This is a genomic window from Streptomyces sp. NPDC002092 (assembly GCF_053593775.1).
The window spans coordinates 192717-211207 of record NZ_JBSFDG010000014.1; the positions used below are offsets into that span (position 1 = coordinate 192717).

The 18491-nt window shown below is 71.3% G+C and carries 15 protein-coding genes; 13 read left to right on the plus strand and 2 right to left on the minus strand.

Annotation, left to right across the window (positions count from 1 at the left end; translation table 11 throughout):
- Nucleotides 1–70: 70 nt before the first annotated feature.
- The 3 genes from cobT to ACWCRD_RS30475 all read left to right on the plus strand — a co-directional run bounded on the left by cobT (nucleotide 71) and on the right by ACWCRD_RS30475 (nucleotide 3726).
- Nucleotides 71–1195 (plus strand): nicotinate-nucleotide--dimethylbenzimidazole phosphoribosyltransferase, encoded by a 1125-nt coding sequence (cobT, locus tag ACWCRD_RS30465; protein WP_450968965.1) that lies wholly within the window; start codon nucleotides 71–73, stop codon nucleotides 1193–1195.
- An 82-nt stretch (nucleotides 1196–1277) separates the two neighbouring features.
- Nucleotides 1278–3014, plus strand: a complete 1737-nt coding sequence (locus tag ACWCRD_RS30470) for a phosphatidylglycerol lysyltransferase domain-containing protein (protein ID WP_450968966.1) — start codon at nucleotides 1278–1280, stop codon at nucleotides 3012–3014.
- A 10-nt stretch (nucleotides 3015–3024) separates the two neighbouring features.
- Nucleotides 3025–3726: a hypothetical protein gene (locus tag ACWCRD_RS30475; protein ID WP_450968967.1), complete on the plus strand. Its 702-nt coding sequence runs from the start codon at nucleotides 3025–3027 to the stop codon at nucleotides 3724–3726.
- 27 nt (nucleotides 3727–3753) lie between these two features.
- On the opposite strand, the gene ACWCRD_RS30480 is transcribed toward ACWCRD_RS30475, so the two are convergent.
- The gene (locus ACWCRD_RS30480; RefSeq protein ID WP_450968968.1) at nucleotides 3754–4512 is read right to left on the minus strand and encodes a hypothetical protein; all 759 of its coding nucleotides are present in this window, start codon (nucleotides 4510–4512) and stop codon (nucleotides 3754–3756) included.
- Between the two features lie 60 nt (nucleotides 4513–4572).
- On the opposite strand from ACWCRD_RS30480, the gene ACWCRD_RS30485 reads away from it, so the two are divergent.
- On the plus strand, nucleotides 4573–5358 hold the full coding sequence (locus tag ACWCRD_RS30485; protein WP_450968969.1) for an adenosylcobinamide-GDP ribazoletransferase: 786 nt from the start codon (nucleotides 4573–4575) through the stop codon (nucleotides 5356–5358).
- A 46-nt stretch (nucleotides 5359–5404) separates the two neighbouring features.
- A complete protein-coding gene (locus ACWCRD_RS30490) occupies nucleotides 5405–6010 on the plus strand; it encodes an RDD family protein (protein WP_450968970.1) in 606 nt (201 codons plus the stop codon).
- Here ACWCRD_RS30490 and ACWCRD_RS30495 read toward each other — a convergent pair.
- Nucleotides 5970–6758 carry an endo alpha-1,4 polygalactosaminidase gene (locus ACWCRD_RS30495; RefSeq protein WP_450968971.1) on the minus strand — a complete coding sequence of 263 codons (789 nt, stop codon included), beginning with the start codon at nucleotides 6756–6758 and terminating at the stop codon, nucleotides 5970–5972. The genes ACWCRD_RS30490 and ACWCRD_RS30495 overlap by 41 nt on opposite strands.
- Before the next feature lie 244 nt (nucleotides 6759–7002).
- On the opposite strand from ACWCRD_RS30495, the gene ACWCRD_RS30500 reads away from it, so the two are divergent.
- The 8 genes from ACWCRD_RS30500 (at nucleotide 7003) to ACWCRD_RS30535 (ending at nucleotide 18287) form a co-directional block, all read left to right on the plus strand.
- Nucleotides 7003–8535 (plus strand): leucyl aminopeptidase, encoded by a 1533-nt coding sequence (locus ACWCRD_RS30500; protein WP_450968972.1) that lies wholly within the window; start codon nucleotides 7003–7005, stop codon nucleotides 8533–8535.
- A 254-nt stretch (nucleotides 8536–8789) separates the two neighbouring features.
- Nucleotides 8790–10178, plus strand: a complete 1389-nt coding sequence (lpdA, locus tag ACWCRD_RS30505) for a dihydrolipoyl dehydrogenase (protein WP_115908590.1) — start codon at nucleotides 8790–8792, stop codon at nucleotides 10176–10178.
- A 71-nt stretch (nucleotides 10179–10249) separates the two neighbouring features.
- Nucleotides 10250–12073, plus strand: a complete 1824-nt coding sequence (gene sucB, locus ACWCRD_RS30510; RefSeq protein WP_450968973.1) for a 2-oxoglutarate dehydrogenase, E2 component, dihydrolipoamide succinyltransferase — start codon at nucleotides 10250–10252, stop codon at nucleotides 12071–12073.
- A gap of 294 nt (nucleotides 12074–12367) precedes the next feature.
- On the plus strand, nucleotides 12368–12991 hold the full coding sequence (locus ACWCRD_RS30515; protein WP_266954484.1) for a GntR family transcriptional regulator: 624 nt from the start codon (nucleotides 12368–12370) through the stop codon (nucleotides 12989–12991).
- Nucleotides 12992–13278: 287 nt separating this feature from the next.
- Nucleotides 13279–15981, plus strand: a complete 2703-nt coding sequence (gene aceE, locus ACWCRD_RS30520; protein ID WP_450968974.1) for a pyruvate dehydrogenase (acetyl-transferring), homodimeric type — start codon at nucleotides 13279–13281, stop codon at nucleotides 15979–15981.
- Between the two features lie 155 nt (nucleotides 15982–16136).
- Nucleotides 16137–17114, plus strand: coding sequence for a helix-turn-helix transcriptional regulator (locus tag ACWCRD_RS30525; RefSeq protein ID WP_450968975.1), 978 nt, complete (start codon nucleotides 16137–16139; stop codon nucleotides 17112–17114).
- Between the two features lie 56 nt (nucleotides 17115–17170).
- Nucleotides 17171–17689, plus strand: coding sequence for a DUF4240 domain-containing protein (locus ACWCRD_RS30530; RefSeq protein WP_450969061.1), 519 nt, complete (start codon nucleotides 17171–17173; stop codon nucleotides 17687–17689).
- A 58-nt stretch (nucleotides 17690–17747) separates the two neighbouring features.
- Nucleotides 17748–18287 carry a carboxymuconolactone decarboxylase family protein gene (locus ACWCRD_RS30535; protein WP_450968976.1) on the plus strand — a complete coding sequence of 180 codons (540 nt, stop codon included), beginning with the start codon at nucleotides 17748–17750 and terminating at the stop codon, nucleotides 18285–18287.
- The last annotated feature ends 204 nt before the right edge of the window (nucleotides 18288–18491 follow it).

Consider the following 18491-nt stretch of genomic DNA (forward strand, 5'->3'; position numbering starts at 1 on the left):
AAAGACGTCACGCGCGCGTGGTGCCCCTGTGGCGCTGTCCCGTTCGGCCGGTGCCGGTACTGTTCGGCGAATGAGCTCGCTTAATCTCGACGATTTCACCGATCTGATCGAGCGTCCCGACGGCGGGGTGCGCCGCGACGCCGAGGCGCGCAGGGAGCGTCAGATCGTGCCGCCCGGGTCGCTGGGCCGCCTCGACGACCTGGGTGAGTGGCTGTCGGCGGCCCAGTCCGCCGTGCCGGTGCGGCCGATCGAACGGCCCCGGGTGGTCCTCTTCGCCGGCGACCACGGAGTCGCCGAACTGGGTGTCTCGGCAGGGCCCGCGGGCGGCGCCCACCAGTTGGTGCGGGAGGTCCTGGAGGGCGGCCGGCCGGTGTCGGTGCTCGCCCGGCGGCTCGGCGTGCCGGTGCGGATCGTCGACATGGCGCTGGACTGCGACCCCGACACTTTGCCCGCCGAGGTCGTACGGCACCGGGTGCGGCGCGGCAGCGGACGTATCGACCTCGAGGACGCGCTGACGGCCGAGGAGGCGGAGGCCGCCTTCCTGGCCGGTGTCGCGGTGGCCGACGAGGAGGCCGACTCCGGTACGGATCTGGTGGTGCTCGGCGATGTGAGCGTGGGCGGGACGACCCCGGCCGGGGTGCTGATCGCCGCGCTGTGCGGGACCGACGCGTCCGTGGTCACCGGGCGGGGCGGGCTCGCCATCGACGATCTGGCGTGGATGCGCAAGTGCGCGGCGATCCGGGACGCGCTGCGCCGGGCCCGGCCGGTGCTGGGCGACCAACTGCAGCTGCTGGCCACCGTGGGCGGGGCCGACCTCGCCGCGATCACGGGGTTCCTGCTGCAGAGCGCGGTGCGCAAGATGCCGGTGATCCTGGACGGGGTCGTGACGGCCGCCTGCGCCCTGGTGGCGCAGCGGATCGCCTTCCGGGCGCCGGACTGGTGGCTGGCCGCGCACGACAGCGGGGAGCCGGGGCAGGCGAAGGCGCTGGACCGGATGGCCCTGGAGCCGCTGCTCTCGCACGGGGTGACCGTGGGCGAGGGTGCGGGGGCGCTGCTGGCGCTGCCGCTGGTGCAGGCCGCGGCGGCGCTGTCCGCGGAACTGCCGGAGAAGCCGCAGGTCTCCGAGGTACCTGAGAAGGATGAACCCGGGAACGAGTCGGCCGAGGACGTCGACACGAAGGAGGAGGCCGAGTAGGCCGCAGGAGGCCGAAAGTCGACGGAGCCGCAGACAAAAGATGGATGGGTTCATCAAGGCCTCGCCCATATGATCCTCACTCATGGGAGATGCCCGAATTGCCTCGCGGCGCGCTGCCGCATTCGCCGTCTGGTATTTGCGGGCCGTCGCGTTCGTCAATTTCCTCAGTGCCGTCTGGGTCTCTCTGGGGCAGGACGTGCGGCGGCACAACCAGGAGAACTTCTTCACCCCGTATCTGCTGACCGCCGGTTTCGCCTCCGGGGTGTTCACGGCGTTCCTCGCCGTCACCATGCGGCGCCGCAAACGCGCCGCATGGATCCTCAACCTCGCGCTGGCCGGCTCGTTCCTCGGGCTGTTCGCTTTCGCGATGGCGTACCCGGAGATCCGGCAGTACGCCCAGAACTGGATCTCGCTGGGTCTCACGGCCGTGTTCGTCCTCGCCCTGCTGGTCGGGCGGCGGGAGTTCTATGCCAAGGGCGACCGCTCCAACCCGAAGCTCGCCGCCGCGGTCGCGGTGGGCGGCACGCTGGTCGCCTCGCTGTTCGCCGCGCTGCTGGTGACGGTCACCAACCAGGCGCCGGACGCGGCCGTCTCGACGTTCCTGGAGCGCTGGCGCTACGGCACCCTCAGGCTCGTCTCGGTCGCCGTCGACGAGTCCCGCTTCCCCGGCATCGACGCGCCGAACTGGGTGAACGTCGCCATCAACGTGCTCAGCACGATCCTCGTCCTCGCCGTCTTCTACGCCGCCTTCCGCTCCCGGCGGGCCGTCGACCCGCTCACCGAGGACGACGAGAAGCGGCTGCGGGAGCTGCTGGGGCGGCAGGGCGAGCGGGACTCGCTCGGGTATTTCGCGCTGCGCCGGGAGAAGAGCGTGGTCTGGTCGCCGACCGGCAAGGCGGCCGTCGCGTACCGGGTCGTCGGGGGTGTCTCGCTGGCGTCCGGTGATCCGATCGGCGACCCGGAGGCCTGGCCTGGCGCCATCGAACCCTGGCTCGCCCAGGCACGCGCGCACGGGTGGATCCCGGCCGTGATGGGGGCGAGCGAGGAGGCCGGCACGGTGTACGCGCGGCACGGTCTGGACGCCCTGGAGCTCGGCGACGAGGCTTTGGTGGAGGTGGCCGACTTCACCCTCGACGGACGGGCCATGCGCACCGTGCGGCAGGCCTACAACCGGGTGAAGCGGGCTGGGTACACGGTGTGTATCCGGCGGCACGAGGACATTCCGGCAGAGGAAATGACGTATCTGCTCAAGCGGGCTGACGACTGGCGCGACGGGGCGACCGAGCGCGGGTTCAGCATGGCGCTGGGCCGGCTCGGGGATCCCGAGGACGGACGGTGCGTGATGCTCGAGTGCACCGACGGCGAGGGTGAGTTGAGGGCGCTTCTCTCCTTCGTGCCGTGGGGCCCGCACGGGCTCTCCCTCGACCTGATGCGCCGGGACCGCGAATCGGACAACGGCCTGATGGAGTTCATGGTCATCGAGCTGCTGCGGCGCGCCCGAGAGATCGAGATCACGCAGGTCTCGCTCAACTTCGCGATGTTCCGTTCGGTCTTCGAACGTGGTGCACGCCTCGGTGCCGGGCCGGTGCTGAGGCTGTGGCGCTCGCTGCTCAGCTTCTTCTCGCGCTGGTGGCAGATCGAGTCGCTGTACCGCGCCAACGCCAAGTACCGGCCCATCTGGGAGCCGCGGTTCCTGCTCTTCGAGAAGAGCGCGGACCTGCCGCGCATCGGCATCGCCTCGGCGCGCGCCGAAGGGTTCCTGGAGGCGCCGGGGCTGCCGAAGTGGCTGCACCGCAAGCACCTGGAGACGCACAGATGAGGATCGCCGGATGAACAGGCTCGCCCGCTGGGCCCGTGCCGAATGGGGGCTCCTGTTCGTCACGGTGCGTGAGTCGCTGGTCAAGCGGCGCTGGCGGGCGATCCCGATGACTCTCGGGGCGGTGGTGCTGACGACGGTCATACAGGTCGTGCAGAACCAGTCGTGGGGTTATCGCATCGTGGAGAACACGGGGGGCGTGCGCGCCGAGGACCCGTTGTGGGTGTCGCTGCTGCGCACTCCCCTGTCGCTGTTCGTCCCGGCTCTCGACCTGCCCGTGTGGGGTGCGCTCGCGCAGGTCCTGTTCGTGTTCGGCGTCGCGGAGATCTGCCTCGGCCGCTGGCGCACCCTCGTCATCGCCTACTCCGCCACGCTCGCCGGCACGCTCTACGCCCGCCTGGGCATCTGGCTGGGTTTCGACAACGCCTTCGGGCTGCCCTCCTCGGACGCCTCGGTCGTGGACACCGGCCCGTCGGCGGCGGTGGTGGGCCTCGCGGTGTTCCTGGGCTGGCGCTACGGCGCGTATGTCACGGCGTGCGGGGTGACGGCGGCGATGGCGGTCGAGGTCCTGCTGAAGGGGAATCTCGCCGGCAAGGAACACATGGCGGCGATCGCGGCGGTGGGGGTGCTGTGCTTCATCTCGGCGGTGCGCCACCGGCACCGGCCGATGGCGCGGATCGAGTCCAGGTCGGGATTTCCACAGGCCAGATCGTGACTGCTGCACCGTCGTGGCCGCGCGCCCCTAGGGGGCGCGGGGCGGCGGCACCGGGTCGGGCTTGCCGCCCAGGAGGTCCTGCACCCTGCGGCGGGGCCCCGCCCACCGCCGGTCGTGGCGATACGCCCGCAGCGTGGACTTGGCCCGGGCGCGCGGGCGGCGGCGGTAGAAGCGTCTGGCCCAGGGCGAGCCGGGGCGGGCCAGGCGGATCAGACCGATCAGGCCGATGAGCGGGACGATCACGCTGAAGATCGCCATCCGTGCCTTGCCCTTGCTGAGGACGGCCAGCGAGAACAGGAAGTTGACCACGACGGTCGAGATCACGTCGCCCCGGTCGTGCAGCTCCTGCTGGCTCATGTCGTTGACGCCGAACGGCGAGAACCCGGAGAGCACCAGCCCCACCAGGGCCGCCGTGAGGACGACGACCTCGACGCTCTTGCGGCCCTCCTCGGTCCAGTAGACGTCGTCGAGGTGCAGGATCAGCGCGAACTCGTCGAGGACGAGTCCCGCCCCCATGCCGAACAGGACGGCGCAGATGGCCGCGCCGAAGCCGTGCCGGCTGCTGGCCACCGCCCCGAAGCCGCCGACGACGGTGAGGACGACGCCGGGCACGACGTGATGGATGTGCAGCCCGCCCGCCTTCACGTTCCCGAAGGGCCCCTTGCCGGCCCGGATGAGCCGGGTGACGAGCCGGGTGATCAGGAACGTCAGCACGAACGCGGTGAGGGCGAGCAGCAGCGGCAGCTTGCCGGGCTCGATGATGTTGCGCTGCAACCAATGTCCCATATGCGCACTGTATCCACGGCCGCCTCGGCCCTCCTGCGGACCGCCCGGTAGCCTGCGCCGGTGCTCAAGACCCCCTGGCCGGACGGCCTCCGCTTCGCCTTCGGCACCCTCACCGTGCTCCCGGTGAAGGTGACCCGCTGGGACCGGGACGCAGCGCGCGGCGGCATGCTCTGCGCCCCGCTCGCCGGGCTGTTCGTCGGCGGGTGCGCGGCGCTGGCCGGTGTGGTGCTGCTGGCGCTGGGTGCGGGCGCGCTGCTCGCCGCCGTCGCCTCCGCCGCCGTGCCCGCCGTTCTCACCCGCGGTCTGCATCTCGACGGCCTCGCGGACACCGCGGACGGGCTCGGCAGCGGCAAGCCCGCCGAGGACGCGCTGCGGATCATGAAGCAGTCGGACATCGGGCCGTTCGGGGTGATCACGCTCGTCCTCGTCCTGCTGGCGCAGGTGGCGGCGCTGGCTCAGGCGTACGGCGACTCGTGGGCCCGGGGTGCGCTCGCCGCCGTCGTCTCGGCGACGGCTGCCCGGCTGGCGCTCACCCTGGCCGCGCGGACAGGGGTGCCGGCCGCCCGGCCCGAGGGGCTGGGGGCGGCGGTCGCGGGCGTGGTGCCGTCCCAAGCGGCGGTGGTCGCGGCGGTCGTGGTGACCGGTGCGGCGGCAGCCGGGGGTGCGCTCGTCGGGACGTACGACGTGGTCCGCACGGCGGTCGCGGTCGTCGCCGCCCTCGCCGTGGCCGAACTCCTGCTGCGGCACTGCACGCGCCGCTTCGGCGGGGTCACCGGCGATGTGTTCGGGGGGCTTGCCGAGACGGCCGCGACGGCCGCGCTCATGGCGTTGTCCCTGGGGCAGTAGTCTCTTGCGCCGTACACGGACAAGTGATCGTGATCGGGGGATGTTCGTGCCGAAGCTTCGTCGTGCCGTGGCCTGGTTCATCGACTTCGCGCTGGTGCTCACGCTGGCGTATCTGCTCGCCGTGCTGACCTTCCACCGGATAGCCGGGCTGCTCACCGACGCGCCGGATCTCGCCGTCCACGGCGGCTTCGACCTGCTGACCTCGCAGGGCGACGTCGTCGGCGCCTCGGAGACCCTCGGGCTGTCGCTGTGGCACAAGGCCGTGTTCGACGTGGAGGAGGCGTTCGGGATGCTGGTCGTGGCGACGTTCCTCTACCAGTGGGGCTGCCTCGCCCTCGCCGGACGGACCCTCGGCAAGGGGCTGCTCGGGCTGCAGGTCAGCCCGTGCGCCCCCTCCCGGGCCGCCGTGCGCGCCGCGGTCACCACGGCCGCCGACATCGCCGTCTACGCCGTCGCCTGCATCCTGCTGGTGGAGGGGCACTTCGTGCTGTCGGCGCTGGTGTGGGCGCTGGCCGTGGTCGTCTTCCTGCTCAACGCGCTGCCGGTCTTCTCCCCCACCCGCCGCTCCCTCGCCGACCGGCTGGCGGGCACGGCGGTCACCGTGCTCGGGGTCAGCACGCCCGGCGCCACACCCCCAGTTCGTACTTCTTGAGCATCGAGCTGAGCTTCAGCCGGCGGGACTCGGCGCAGAAGCGGCTGGTCGGCAGCTCGTACTCGACGTGGAAGACGGCCTTGCCGGCCTTGATGAAGGGCTTCTCGGCGGCGCACTCGCCGTACTGGGCGCACTGTTCGTCGACCGCGAAGTCGAAGTCACCGACCAGCTGCGGGATCTGGTCCAGGTCGTTCTTCAGGCCGACCGCCATGCCCCGGTCGTGGGCCAGCTTCGCGATCAGGCGGTTGTAGCGGAGCTGGTCGGCGGCCTTGAGGGGGAAGCCGGTGGTGTTCTTGTAGCCGTCCATGTTGTCGGGCTCGACGGCGTCGAAGCCCTTCTTGCGGCACATGTCGAAGCGGGCCGCCATCAGCGGCTCCAGTACGTCGGTGCGGCGGATGTCGAACCAGCGCTCACCCTTCCAGCCGTTGCCCTTGCCGAGCACCGACCTGGGGAACTTCTTCGCGTCGGGGCGCCAGTCCTCCCAGGCGCCGGTGGAGAGGTAGCAGATGACCTTGCGGCCCTTGCCGTGCAGCGTGGTGACGGTCGCTTTCGGCTGGTCGAAGCCGTCGATGTCGTAGACCGGCACGTCGACGGAGGTGTCGACGCGCCCGCTGAGCTGCCACTGCCAGGCCACGCCGGGGCGTGGCTGCCAACGCCCGCCGGACGTCTCGGAGTCGGGCGCGCTGCTGCAGCCTGCCGTGAGCACGAGCAGGGCGAGCAGGACAAGCAGGCGTATCGGACGTTTCAACGAGCGGGCTCCAGGGTGCGTAGAAGTGTTCCCCACGGATGATCTCCGATGCCGGGCACTGCGCGCGCCCAGAGGAATGAGTGAAGGCGCACACACGCGTAGGCTCATCCCGAGTGTTCGCCGTACCGGGGAAGGCCCCGCTGAGACCGCACCCTGAGGCCGGTTCTAGGGTCGGCTGTCGGGCCCGGTCGACCCACACAGATCGACCACAGAAACTTCACATTGGAAGCGAGAATTCACCACCGTGACTGCTCTCACTCTCAGCACCGCCGCGGCGCCCGGTCTTCGGGCCGACGCGATCGTGATCGGTGTGGCCAAGGGCGCGAAGGGCCCGGTCGTCGCACCGGGCGCCGAGGCCGTGGACAAGGCCTACGACGGCAGGCTCGCCGGCGTCCTGGAGACCCTCGGTGCCTCCGGTGCCGAGGGCGAGGTGACGAAGCTGCCGGCGCCGGCCGGCTTCAAGGCCCCGCTCGTGGTGGCGGTGGGCCTGGGCGCGGAGCCCGAGAAGGACTCCGGTTATGACGGCGAGGCGCTGCGCAAGGCCGCCGGTGCCGCGGCCCGCACCCTCACCGGCGCCAAGAAGGCCGCCTTCGCCCTGCCCGTCCAGGACGCCTCGGACGTCGGCGCGATCGGCGAGGGCGTACTGCTCGGCGCCTACTCCTTCGACGCCTACAAGAACAACGCGGGCGGCAAGGACGCCAAGGACAAGAACGGCAAGGCGCCGCTCGCCGAGGCCTCCCTGCTGGGCGCCAGGCCCCGCGACAAGGAGCACAAGGCGGCCGTCGAGCGCGCCACCGCCGTGGCCGAGGAGCTCAACCGCGCCCGCGACCTGATCAACACCCCGCCGAACGACCTGAACCCGGAGGCGTTCGCCGCCGTCGCGCAGGCCGCGGCCAAGGAGCACGGCATCAAGGTGCAGGTGCTCGACGTGAAGGCCCTGGAGAAGGGCGGCTACGGCGGCATCCTCGGTGTCGGCGCCGGTTCGGCGGCGGGTCCGCGGCTGGTGAAGCTGTCGTACACCTCCGCCAAGGCGAAGAAGCACCTCGCGTTCGTCGGCAAGGGCATCACCTACGACTCGGGCGGCATCTCGCTGAAGCCGGCCGGCCACAACGAGACGATGAAGTGCGACATGAGCGGGGCGGCTGCCGTCTTCGCCGCCGTGGTCGCCGCCGCGCGCCTGGGCCTGGAGGTGAACGTCACCGGCTGGCTGGCGCTCGCCGAGAACATGCCGTCGGGATCCGCGACCCGTCCCGGTGACGTGCTGCGCATGTACAGCGGCAAGACGGTCGAGGTCCTCAACACCGACGCCGAGGGCCGGCTGGTCCTCGCGGACGCGCTGTGGGCCGCCTCCCAGGAGAAGCCGGACGCCATCGTGGACGTCGCGACCCTCACCGGCGCGATGGTGCTGGCGCTGGGCAGCCGGACGTTCGGGATCATGGCGAACGACGACGCGTTCCGCTCCGCGGTGCAGGAGGCGGCCGAGGAGGTCGGCGAGCCGGCCTGGCCGATGCCGCTGCCGGAGCACCTGCGCAAGGGCATGGACTCCCCCACCGCCGACATCGCGAACATGGGCGAGCGGATGGGCGGCGGCCTGGTCGCCGGTCTCTTCCTGCGCGAGTTCGTGGGCGAGGGCATCACCTGGGCGCACCTGGACATCGCGGGGCCGGCCTTCAACGAGGGCGGACCGTTCGGCTACACGCCGAAGGGCGGTACGGGTACGGCGGTGCGGACGCTGGTACGCCTGGCGGAGCTCACCGCGGCCGGCGACCTCGGGTGAGGTTGCTCTGAGAACGAGGGGGCTCCGCGCGCGGGTAGGGCGGAGCCCCCTCGTTCATGCGCCTCAGCCGTCCGCTCAACTGAACGTGGGACGTCTCACACACCGGCCCGGCGTCTCGTTGCCCCTCGACAAGTGCGAAGATGGGGCACGGCAGGACAGGGCCCCCATCACAGGGCCGAAGAAAGAGCGGCCGGACACCAGCCGCCGACCGGTCGCGGACGACCGGCGTGGCGCACATGCATGGAGGACGTGACGTGGCGAACGACGCCAGCACCGTTTTCGACCTAGTGATCCTCGGCGGTGGTAGCGGTGGTTACGCCGCGGCGCTGCGCGGGGCCCAGCTGGGCCTGGACGTCGCCCTGATCGAGAAGGACAAGGTCGGCGGTACCTGCCTGCACCGGGGGTGCATCCCCACCAAGGCCCTGCTGCACGCGGGCGAGATCGCCGACCAGGCCCGCGAGAGCGAGCAGTTCGGCGTCAAGGCCACCTTCGAGGGCATCGACGTGGCCGCCGTCCACAAGTACAAGGACGGTGTCATCTCCGGCCTGTACAAGGGTCTGCAGGGTCTCATCGCGTCCCGCAAGGTGACGTACATCGAGGGTGAGGGCCGCCTGTCCTCCCCGACCTCCGTCGACGTCAACGGCCGGCGCGTCCAGGGCCGTCACGTCCTGCTGGCGACCGGCTCCGTGCCGAAGTCGCTGCCGGGCCTGGAGATCGACGGCAACCGCATCATCTCCTCGGACCACGCCCTCGTCCTGGACCGCGTGCCGAAGTCGGCGATCGTCCTCGGCGGCGGCGTCATCGGCGTCGAGTTCGCCTCCGCCTGGAAGTCCTTCGGTACGGACGTCACGGTCATCGAGGGCCTCAAGCACCTCGTCCCGGTCGAGGACGAGAACTCCTCCAAGCTTCTTGAGCGCGCGTTCCGCAAGCGCGGCATCAAGTTCAACCTGGGCACCTTCTTCTCGAAGGCCGAGTACACCGCCGACGGCGTCAAGGTCACCCTGGCCGACGGCAAGGAGTTCGAGGCCGAGCTCCTGCTGGTCGCGGTCGGCCGCGGCCCGGTCTCGCAGGGTCTCGGCTACGAGGAGCAGGGCGTCGCGATGGACCGCGGCTATGTCCTGGTCGACGAGTACATGCGGACGAACGTCCCGACCATCTCCGCCGTCGGTGACCTGGTCCCCACGCTCCAGCTCGCGCACGTCGGCTTCGCCGAGGGCATCCTGGTGGCGGAGCGTCTGGCCGGTCTCAAGACCGTCCCGATCGACTACGACGGCGTGCCGCGGGTGACGTACTGCCACCCCGAGGTCGCCTCCGTGGGCATCACCGAGGCCAAGGCCAAGGAGATCTACGGTGCGGACAAGGTCGTCGCTCTGAAGTACAACCTCGCGGGCAACGGCAAGAGCAAGATCCTGAACACCTCGGGCGAGATCAAGCTCGTCCAGGTCAAGGACGGTGCCGTGGTCGGCGTCCACATGGTCGGCGACCGCATGGGCGAGCAGGTCGGCGAGGCCCAGCTGATCTACAACTGGGAAGCGCTGCCCGCCGAGGTCGCCCAGCTCATCCACGCCCACCCGACCCAGAACGAGGCGATGGGCGAGGCCCACCTGGCTCTGGCCGGCAAGCCCCTTCACTCGCACGACTGATCCCTCGGTCGACGAAGCGACTCCGCGACGAACGCAGACTTCCGCACTTTCCGTAAGGAGCAACCGAAACCATGGCGGTTTCCGTAACCCTTCCGGCGCTCGGCGAGAGCGTCACCGAGGGCACTGTCACTCGTTGGCTGAAGGCCGAGGGCGAGCGTGTCGAGGCCGACGAGCCGCTGCTCGAGGTCTCGACCGACAAGGTCGACACCGAGATCCCCTCCCCTGCCGCCGGTGTCCTGGCGTCCATCAAGGTCGCCGAGGACGAGACCGTTGAGGTCGGCGCCGAGCTGGCCGTCATCGACGACGGCACGGGCGCCCCCGCTGCCGCCCCGGCCCCCGCCGCCGCCGAGGCCCCGGCCCCGGCCCCGGCTGCCGAGGCCCCCGCCCCGGCGCCGGCCGCCCAGCCCTCCACGGAGCAGGCCGCGCCCGCCCCGGCTCCCACCCCCGAGGCCACCGCCGGCACCGGCTCCGCCGAGGGCACCGACGTGGTCCTGCCCGCACTCGGCGAGTCCGTCACCGAGGGCACCGTCACCCGCTGGCTGAAGTCGGTCGGCGACTCCGTCGAGGCCGACGAGCCGCTGCTCGAGGTCTCCACGGACAAGGTCGACACCGAGATCCCGGCGCCCACCTCCGGTGTGCTGCTGGAGATCGTCGTCGGCGAGGACGAGACCGCAGAGGTCGGCGCCAAGCTCGCCGTCATCGGCGCTCCCGGTGCCGCTCCGGCGCCCGCCCCGGCCCCCGCCGCCCCGGCTCCGGCGCCCGCCGCCGCTGCCCCGGCTCCGGCCCCGGCCGCCCCGGTGGCTCCGCCGGCCCCCGCGCCGACCCCGGCCCCGGCTCCCGCCGCTCCGGCTCCCGCGCCCGCGCCGGTCGCCGCCGCTCCGGCTCCGGCCGCCCCGGCGCCCGCGCCGGCCGCCCCGGCGCCGGTGACCCCGGCTGCGCCCGCCCCCGCCGCGGCCGCCACCGACGAGGGCGCCTACGTCACCCCGCTGGTGCGCAAGCTCGCCGCCGAGAACGGCGTGGACCTGGGCTCCGTCAAGGGCACCGGCGTCGGCGGCCGTATCCGCAAGCAGGACGTCATCGCCGCCGCGGAGGCCGCGAAGGCCGCCGCCGCTGCTCCGGCTCCCGCGGCCGCCGCCCCGGCCGCCAAGAAGGCGCCGACCCTGGAGGCCTCTCCCCTCCGCGGCCAGACCGTCAAGATGCCGCGCATCCGCAAGGTCATCGGCGACAACATGGTCAAGGCGCTGCACGAGCAGGCGCAGCTGTCCTCGGTCGTCGAGGTCGACGTCACGCGCCTGATGAAGCTGCGCGCCCGCGCCAAGGACGCGTTCGCGGCCCGTGAGGGCGTCAAGCTCTCCCCGATGCCGTTCTTCGTCAAGGCCGCGGCCCAGGCGCTGAAGGCGCACGCGCCCATCAACGCCAAGATCAACGAGGCCGAGGGCACGATCACCTACTTCGACACCGAGAACATCGGTATCGCGGTGGACTCCGAGAAGGGCCTGATGACCCCGGTCATCAAGCACGCGGGCGACCTCAACCTCGCCGGCATCGCGAAGGCCACGGCGGAGCTGGCCGGCAAGGTCCGCGCCAACAAGATCACCCCGGACGAGCTGTCCGGTGCGACCTTCACCATCTCCAACACGGGTTCGCGCGGCGCGCTCTTCGACACGATCATCGTGCCGCCGGGCCAGGTCGCGATCCTCGGCATCGGTGCCACGGTCAAGCGCCCGGCGGTCATCGAGACCGAGGAGGGCACGGTCATCGGCGTCCGCGACATGACCTACCTGACCCTCTCCTACGACCACCGTCTGGTGGACGGCGCCGACGCGGCCCGTTACCTGACCGCGGTCAAGGCGATCCTGGAGGCGGGCGAGTTCGAGGTCGAGCTCGGCCTCTGACCTCCCCGATCAGCCCGTACGGCGCCCCGCCCGGATTTCCTCCCGGCGGGGCGCCGTCGCATGTGCAGCAGAGGGCTGACTGCACCGCCCCGAAGGGGCGCGAGGAACTGCGCGATCCACCACAGACAACCCGCACCCGCGAAACAACAGTCGAGCCCGAGCTCATAGGCGCCGCCGCCCACCGCCAGAGGTGTAAGTCTCGTCTCACCTGCACGAAAGCACCCTCGTCGGCCCCACCCGCGGAGCGAACCGGCCTTATTGTCTAAACGTCAAACGCGCCCTTAAGGAGCCCTCATGACCGCGCCCGTCGTCCACTCGCTGCGCGAACAGATCCGCGAGCACATCGTGGAGGGGATCGTCAGCGGGCGCTGGAAGCCGGGCGAGCGGATCGTGGAGCGGCGGATCGCGACCGAGCTGGAGGTCAGCCAGACGCCGGTGCGGGAGGCGCTGCGCGAGCTGGAGTCGCTGCGGCTGATCGAGTCGGCGCCGAACAAGGGCGTGCGGGTGCGGAACCTGACGGCGGCCGACCTGGAGGAGAGCTACCCGGTCCGGGCCGGCCTGGAGGCGATCGCGGCGGAGCTGGCCGCGGAGAAGCTGGCGGAGGACTGCTCGGCCCTGGAACCGCACGTCGTCGCCCTCTACGACGCCGACCGCAACGCCGACGGCACGGGCCAGGTGCGGCACACGGTCGCCTTCCACCGCGAACTGGTGCGCGCCGCGGGCAACTCCGTACTGCTGCACACCTGGGAGGGCCTGGGCATCGAGGTGTTCACGGCCCTGTCGATCCGCTGGCTGGGGACGGTGCAGCAGTCGTACGCGGAGGAGCACGAGGAGCTCGTCCAGGCGTTCCGCAGGCGTGACCCGAGGATCGCGGAACTGGTGAAGGCGCATGTGCTGGGCTGCGCGCCGCGGGCGTGACACAGCCGAGCATCTGTACGCTCACCTGCGAAAACACCCCCGAAATCACGGCACCGGGTGCCCGCCCGAAAGGCACCGGGTGCCTACTTTCTCGTAATCGAGAAGTTTTGCCCCTCACCCCTTTGATCGATCATCGATCAGCGAGTTAGAGTCGCCGACGGGCCACGCGGCGGAAGCCGCACAGTGTTACAGCACACGGGCCCCGCTGCCCTGTCCTGCCAAAGACCAAGGGCACCCCCGAACCCTTTACCGATGAGGGAACCCCTTCGACTGAGGAAGGCGGCGACATGACCGACCCCAACGCCATCCAGCCGAGCGAGCTCGACCAGCTCCCCGACCGGGACCCCGAGGAGACCGCCGAATGGCAGGCCTCCCTGGACGCGGTCGCCAAGGCGGCGGGCCCGCACCGTGCCGCGTACCTGATGCGTCGCACGCTGGAGCGCGCGGAGGGCACCGGCATCGCGCTGCCCAAGCTCCTCGAGACGGACTACGTCAACACCATCCCCACCTCAGCCGAGCCGGGCGTGCCCGGTGACGAGGAGATGGAGCGCAGGATCACCGCGTGGAACCGCTGGAACGCGGCCGCGATGGTGTCCCGGGGCAGCAAACACGGCGTCGGCGGCCACATCGCCACCTTCGCCTCCGCGGCCTGGCTGTACGAGACCGGCTTCAACCACTTCTTCAAGGGCAAGGAGGCCGACGGCTCGGGCGACCAGCTCTACATCCAGGGCCACGCCTCCCCCGGCATCTACGCCCGCGCCTTCCTCGACGGCCGGCTGACCGAGGCACACCTCGACAACTTCCGCCAGGAGGCCGGGGGCAACGGCCTGCCGTCGTACCCGCACCCGCGGCGCCTGCCCTGGCTCTGGGAGTTCCCTACGGTCTCCATGGGCCTCGGCCCGCTGTCGGCGATCTACCAGGCCCGCTTCAACCGCTATCTGACGGCGCGCGGCATCAAGGACGTCTCCTCGTCCCACGTGTGGGCGTTCCTCGGCGACGGCGAGATGGACGAGCCCGAGTCGACGGCGGCACTCGCGCTCGCCAGCCGTGAGGGCCTCGACAACCTCACCTTCGTCATCAACTGCAACCTGCAGCGCCTCGACGGTCCGGTCCGCGCGAACTTCAAGATCGTGCAGGAGCTGGAGGCCCAGTTCCGCGGTGCGGGCTGGAACGTCGTGAAGACGCTGTGGGGTACGGCCTGGGACGAGCTGTTCCAGCTCGACACCACGGGCGCGCTCGTACGCCGGCTGCGCGAGGTACCGGACGCCCAGGTGCAGACGTACCAGACGCGTGACGCGGCCTACATCCGCGAGGACTTCTTCGGCAAGGACCCTGCGCTCGTCGAGATGGCGAAGCTGCTGAGCGACGACAAGATCCTCGAGTGCTTCCACCTCTCGCGCGGTGGCCACGAGGCCCGCAAGGTCTACGCCGCCTACAAGGCCGCTCTCGACCACAAGGGCGCCCCGACCGTGATCCTGGCCCAGACCGTCAAGGGCTTCACCCTCGGTGAGGGCTTCGCGTCGAAGAACGCCAACCACCAGATGAAGAAGCTGACGGTGGACGAGTTCAAGAAGATGCGTGATCTTCTCGAACTCCCCATCTCGGACAGCCAGTTCGCCGATGGTCAGGTGCCCTACGGCCACCCGGGCGCCGACTCCCCCGAGGTCCGCTACCTCCAGGAGCGGCGTGCCGCTCTCGGCGGCCCGGCCCCGGCCCGCCGTACCCATGCGCTCGCGCCCCTGCCCGCCCCCGCCGAGAAGGCCTTCGCCTCCTTCGACAAGGGCTCCGGCACGCAGAACGTGGCCACCACCATGGCCTTCGTGCGCCTGATCAAGGACCTGGTCCGCGACAAGGAGACCGGCAAGCGCTGGGTGCCGATCGTCCCCGACGAGGCGCGCACCTTCGGCATGGAGTCGCTGTTCCCGTCCCTCGGGATCTACTCCCCCAAGGGCCAGACGTACGAGCCGGTCGACCGCGACCAGCTGATGTACTACAAGGAGGCCAAGAACGGCCAGATCCTCAACGAGGGGATCACCGAGGCCGGTTCGATGGCCGACTTCATCGCCGCGTCCACCGCGTACGCCACGCACGGCGAAGCGATGATCCCGTTCTACATCTTCTACTCGATGTTCGGCTGGCAGCGCACGGCCGACCAGATGTGGCAGCTCGGCGACCAGCTCGGCCGCGGCTTCCTGGTCGGCGCGACGGCCGGCCGTACGACGCTGACGGGCGAGGGCCTGCAGCACGCCGACGGCCACTCGCCGGTGATCGCCGCGACGAACCCGGCGGCGCTGACGTACGACCCGGCGTTCGCGTACGAGGTGGCGGCGATCGTCAAGGACGGTCTGCGCCGTATGTACGGCGAGGCGGCGCCGGGCGAGGACCCGAACGTCTTCTACTACCTCACCGTCTACAACGAGCCGCTGCCGCAGCCCGCGAAGCCGGCCGGCCTCGGCATCGACGAGGGCATCGTCAAGGGCCTGTACCGCTTCAACACGGCGGAGTCGGCCGGGCTTTCGCCGGTGGCCAACGCCCCGCGCATCCAGCTGCTGGGCTCCGGCACGGCGATCCACTGGGTGATCGAGGCGCAGAAGCTGCTCGCTCAGGAGTGGGGCATCGCGGCCGACGTCTGGTCGGCAACCTCCTGGACGGAGCTGCGGCGCGACGCCCTGGAGGCGGACGCGGCCCTGCTGCGCGGCGAGGAGCGTGTGCCGTACGTCCGTCAGGCGCTGCACGGCGCGGAGGGCCCGGTGCTGGCCGTCTCCGACTACATGCGGCAGGTCCCGGACCAGATCGCGCAGTGGGTGGACCAGGACTACTCCTCGCTCGGCGCGGACGGCTTCGGTCTGTCGGACACCCGTGAGGCGGCCCGCCGTCACTTCGGCGTCGACGCCCAGTCGATCGTCGTGGCCGCCCTGGCCCAGCTGGCCCGCCGCGGCGAGGTGAAGGCCACTGCCGTGAAGGAAGCTCGGGAGAAGTACGGGCTGTAGGCCCGCGGTACTGAAGGGACCCCCGGCGGCTGACGCCGGGGGTCCCTTCACCGTTTCCCGGTCGCTTTTCGGCTGCGGGCCGGTGGGGGTCGTTCGCGCCGTGCCCCGCGCCCCTTAAAAGGGGCCCACCCGCAGAGCCTCGGCAGAATGAACGCATGCGTGCCGCCCGCCTCATCAAGATGGTGCTCCTCCTGCAGTCCCGGCCCTCCATGACCGCCGCCGAGCTCGCCCGGGAGCTGGAGGTGTCCGAGCGGACCGTCACGCGGGACGCGCAGGCGTTGTCGGAGGCCGGGGTGCCGGTGTACGCGGACCGCGGCCGCGCCGGCGGGTACCGGCTCATCGGCGGCTATCGCACCCGGCTGACCGGGCTGGCGCGCAGTGAGGCCGAGGCGCTGTTCCTGTCCGGGGTGCCGGGGGCGCTGCGGGAGATGGGGCTGGAGGACGCGGCCTCGGCGGCCCGGCTGAAGGTGTCGGCGGCCCTGCTGCCCTCTCTGCGTGACGCCTCGAAGGCCGCCGCGCAGCGCTTCCACCTGGACGCGCCGAACTGGTTCACGGAGCCGAAGGCACCCGAGCTGCTGCCCGCCGTGGCCGATGCCGTGTGGGACGACCGCCGGATCACCGCCCGCTACCGGAGCCGGCAGGCCGAGGTGGAGCGGGAGCTGGAGCCGTACGGGCTCGTGCTGAAGGCGGGGGTCTGGTACGTGTGCGCGCGTGTGGCGCAGGACCATGGGCCGTACCGCGTCTACCGGATCGACCGGTTCACGGCGGTGGCTGCCTCGGCGGAGCGTTTCGTACGCGACGAGGAGTTCGACCTTCCCGCCTTCTGGGAGGAACGGGCCGAGCAGTTCGCGCGGTCGATCCTGCGGGCCGAGGTCGTCGTGCGGCTGTCGGCGGCCGGCGCGCGGAGACTGCCGTACGCCGTCGATCCCGTCTCCGCCCGGGAGGCGCTGGCGGCCGCCGGCGCCCCGGACGAGGGCGGTCTGCTGACGGTGACGCTCCGCGTGGAGTCCGAGGAGGTCGCCCATGCGCAGCTCGCGGGGCTCGGCCCCGAGGTGGAGGTGCTGGCGCCGGACAGCCTGCGGGCGCGTTTCGCCGAGGACGCGGCACGGCTGGGCCTGCTGTACGGGACATAACAATCCGCCACACTCCACGTGCGCCCCACCCGCCCAGGGCCGATGCTGGACCCGTGATGGAAGAGTCGGAGTTCTGGGAGCTGGTGGACGCCGCCCGTGAGGCCGCCGAGGGCGACCCCGAGGAGCAGGCGGACCTGCTGGTGGAGCGGCTTGTGGAGCTCGACCCGGAGACCGTTCTGGACTTCGCCCGGCATTTCGAGTCCCGCTACAACCGGGCCTACAGCTGGGATCTGTGGGGTGCCGCCTGGGTGCTGCTCGACGGGGCGAGCGACGACGCCTTCGACTTCTTCCGGTGCTGGCTGATCGGACAGGGGCGGGAGGTGTACGAGGGGGCCGTGCACCACCCCGACGCCCTGGCCGACCTCCTGGACGACTTCGACGAGGAGATCGACGGGGACGGGGAGGAACTGGGCTACGCGGCGGACGAGGCGTACGAGCAGCTCACCGGTACCGTCGCCCCCGACCTGGGCATCCCGGCCGCGGCCTCCGAGCCGGCGGGCACGCCGCTCGACTTCGAGAACGAGCGGGTGCTGGCGGAGCGCTACCCGGAGCTGTGGGAACGCTTCCGGGAGTGACGTTTCACCGGTTCACTGGGACCAGCGGTCCGGTGGGACCGGTTCGATGAGGGGGACCATGGCTCGAATCCCGTACCCGGAGCGGCCGTCCGACGCCGTCGCCCGGCTGCCCGTGCCGCTCAACGCCTTCCGCATGCTCTCGCACGCCCCGCCGCTGACGGGCCCGGCGATCGAGCTGGGCCTGGCCGTGCTGCGCGAGTCGACGCTTTCGGTCCGGTTGCGCGAGCTGGTCGTGATGGCGGTCGCGGCCGCGACACAGTGCGCGTACGGGTCCGTCCAGCACCGCCCGATCGCCCTGAACGCGGGGGTGACGCCCGAGCAGCTGGCGGCGGTCGCCGAACGGCGCGCCGACGGGCCGGAGTTCGACGAGCCCGAGTCGGCGGCGCTGACGGCGGCCTTCGAGCTGGTGTCCCGGCACACCCTGTCCGAGGGCACACTGGCCGCTCTCCGCACCTGCTTCACCGACCGCCAGGTGATCGAGATCGTCACCACGGCCGGCTACTACGTCATGCTGGCGGGCCTGCTGAACGGGCTCGCCGTGGACATCGACCCGTCCGGAGAGCAGTTCCTGGGACTGGTGGGCGGCGACCCCGACTGAGGGTCAGGGACGGCTCTGCTGGGGGTCCGGGGGTCATCCCCCGGGAAACGCAGCACCGACCGCCAGGTCGTCGAGATCGTCACCACGGCCGGCCACTACGTCATGCCGGCGGGCCTGCTGAACGGGCTCGCCGTGGACATCGACCCGTCCGGAGAGCAGTTCCTGGGACTGGTGGGCGGCGACCCCGACTGAGGGTCAGGGACG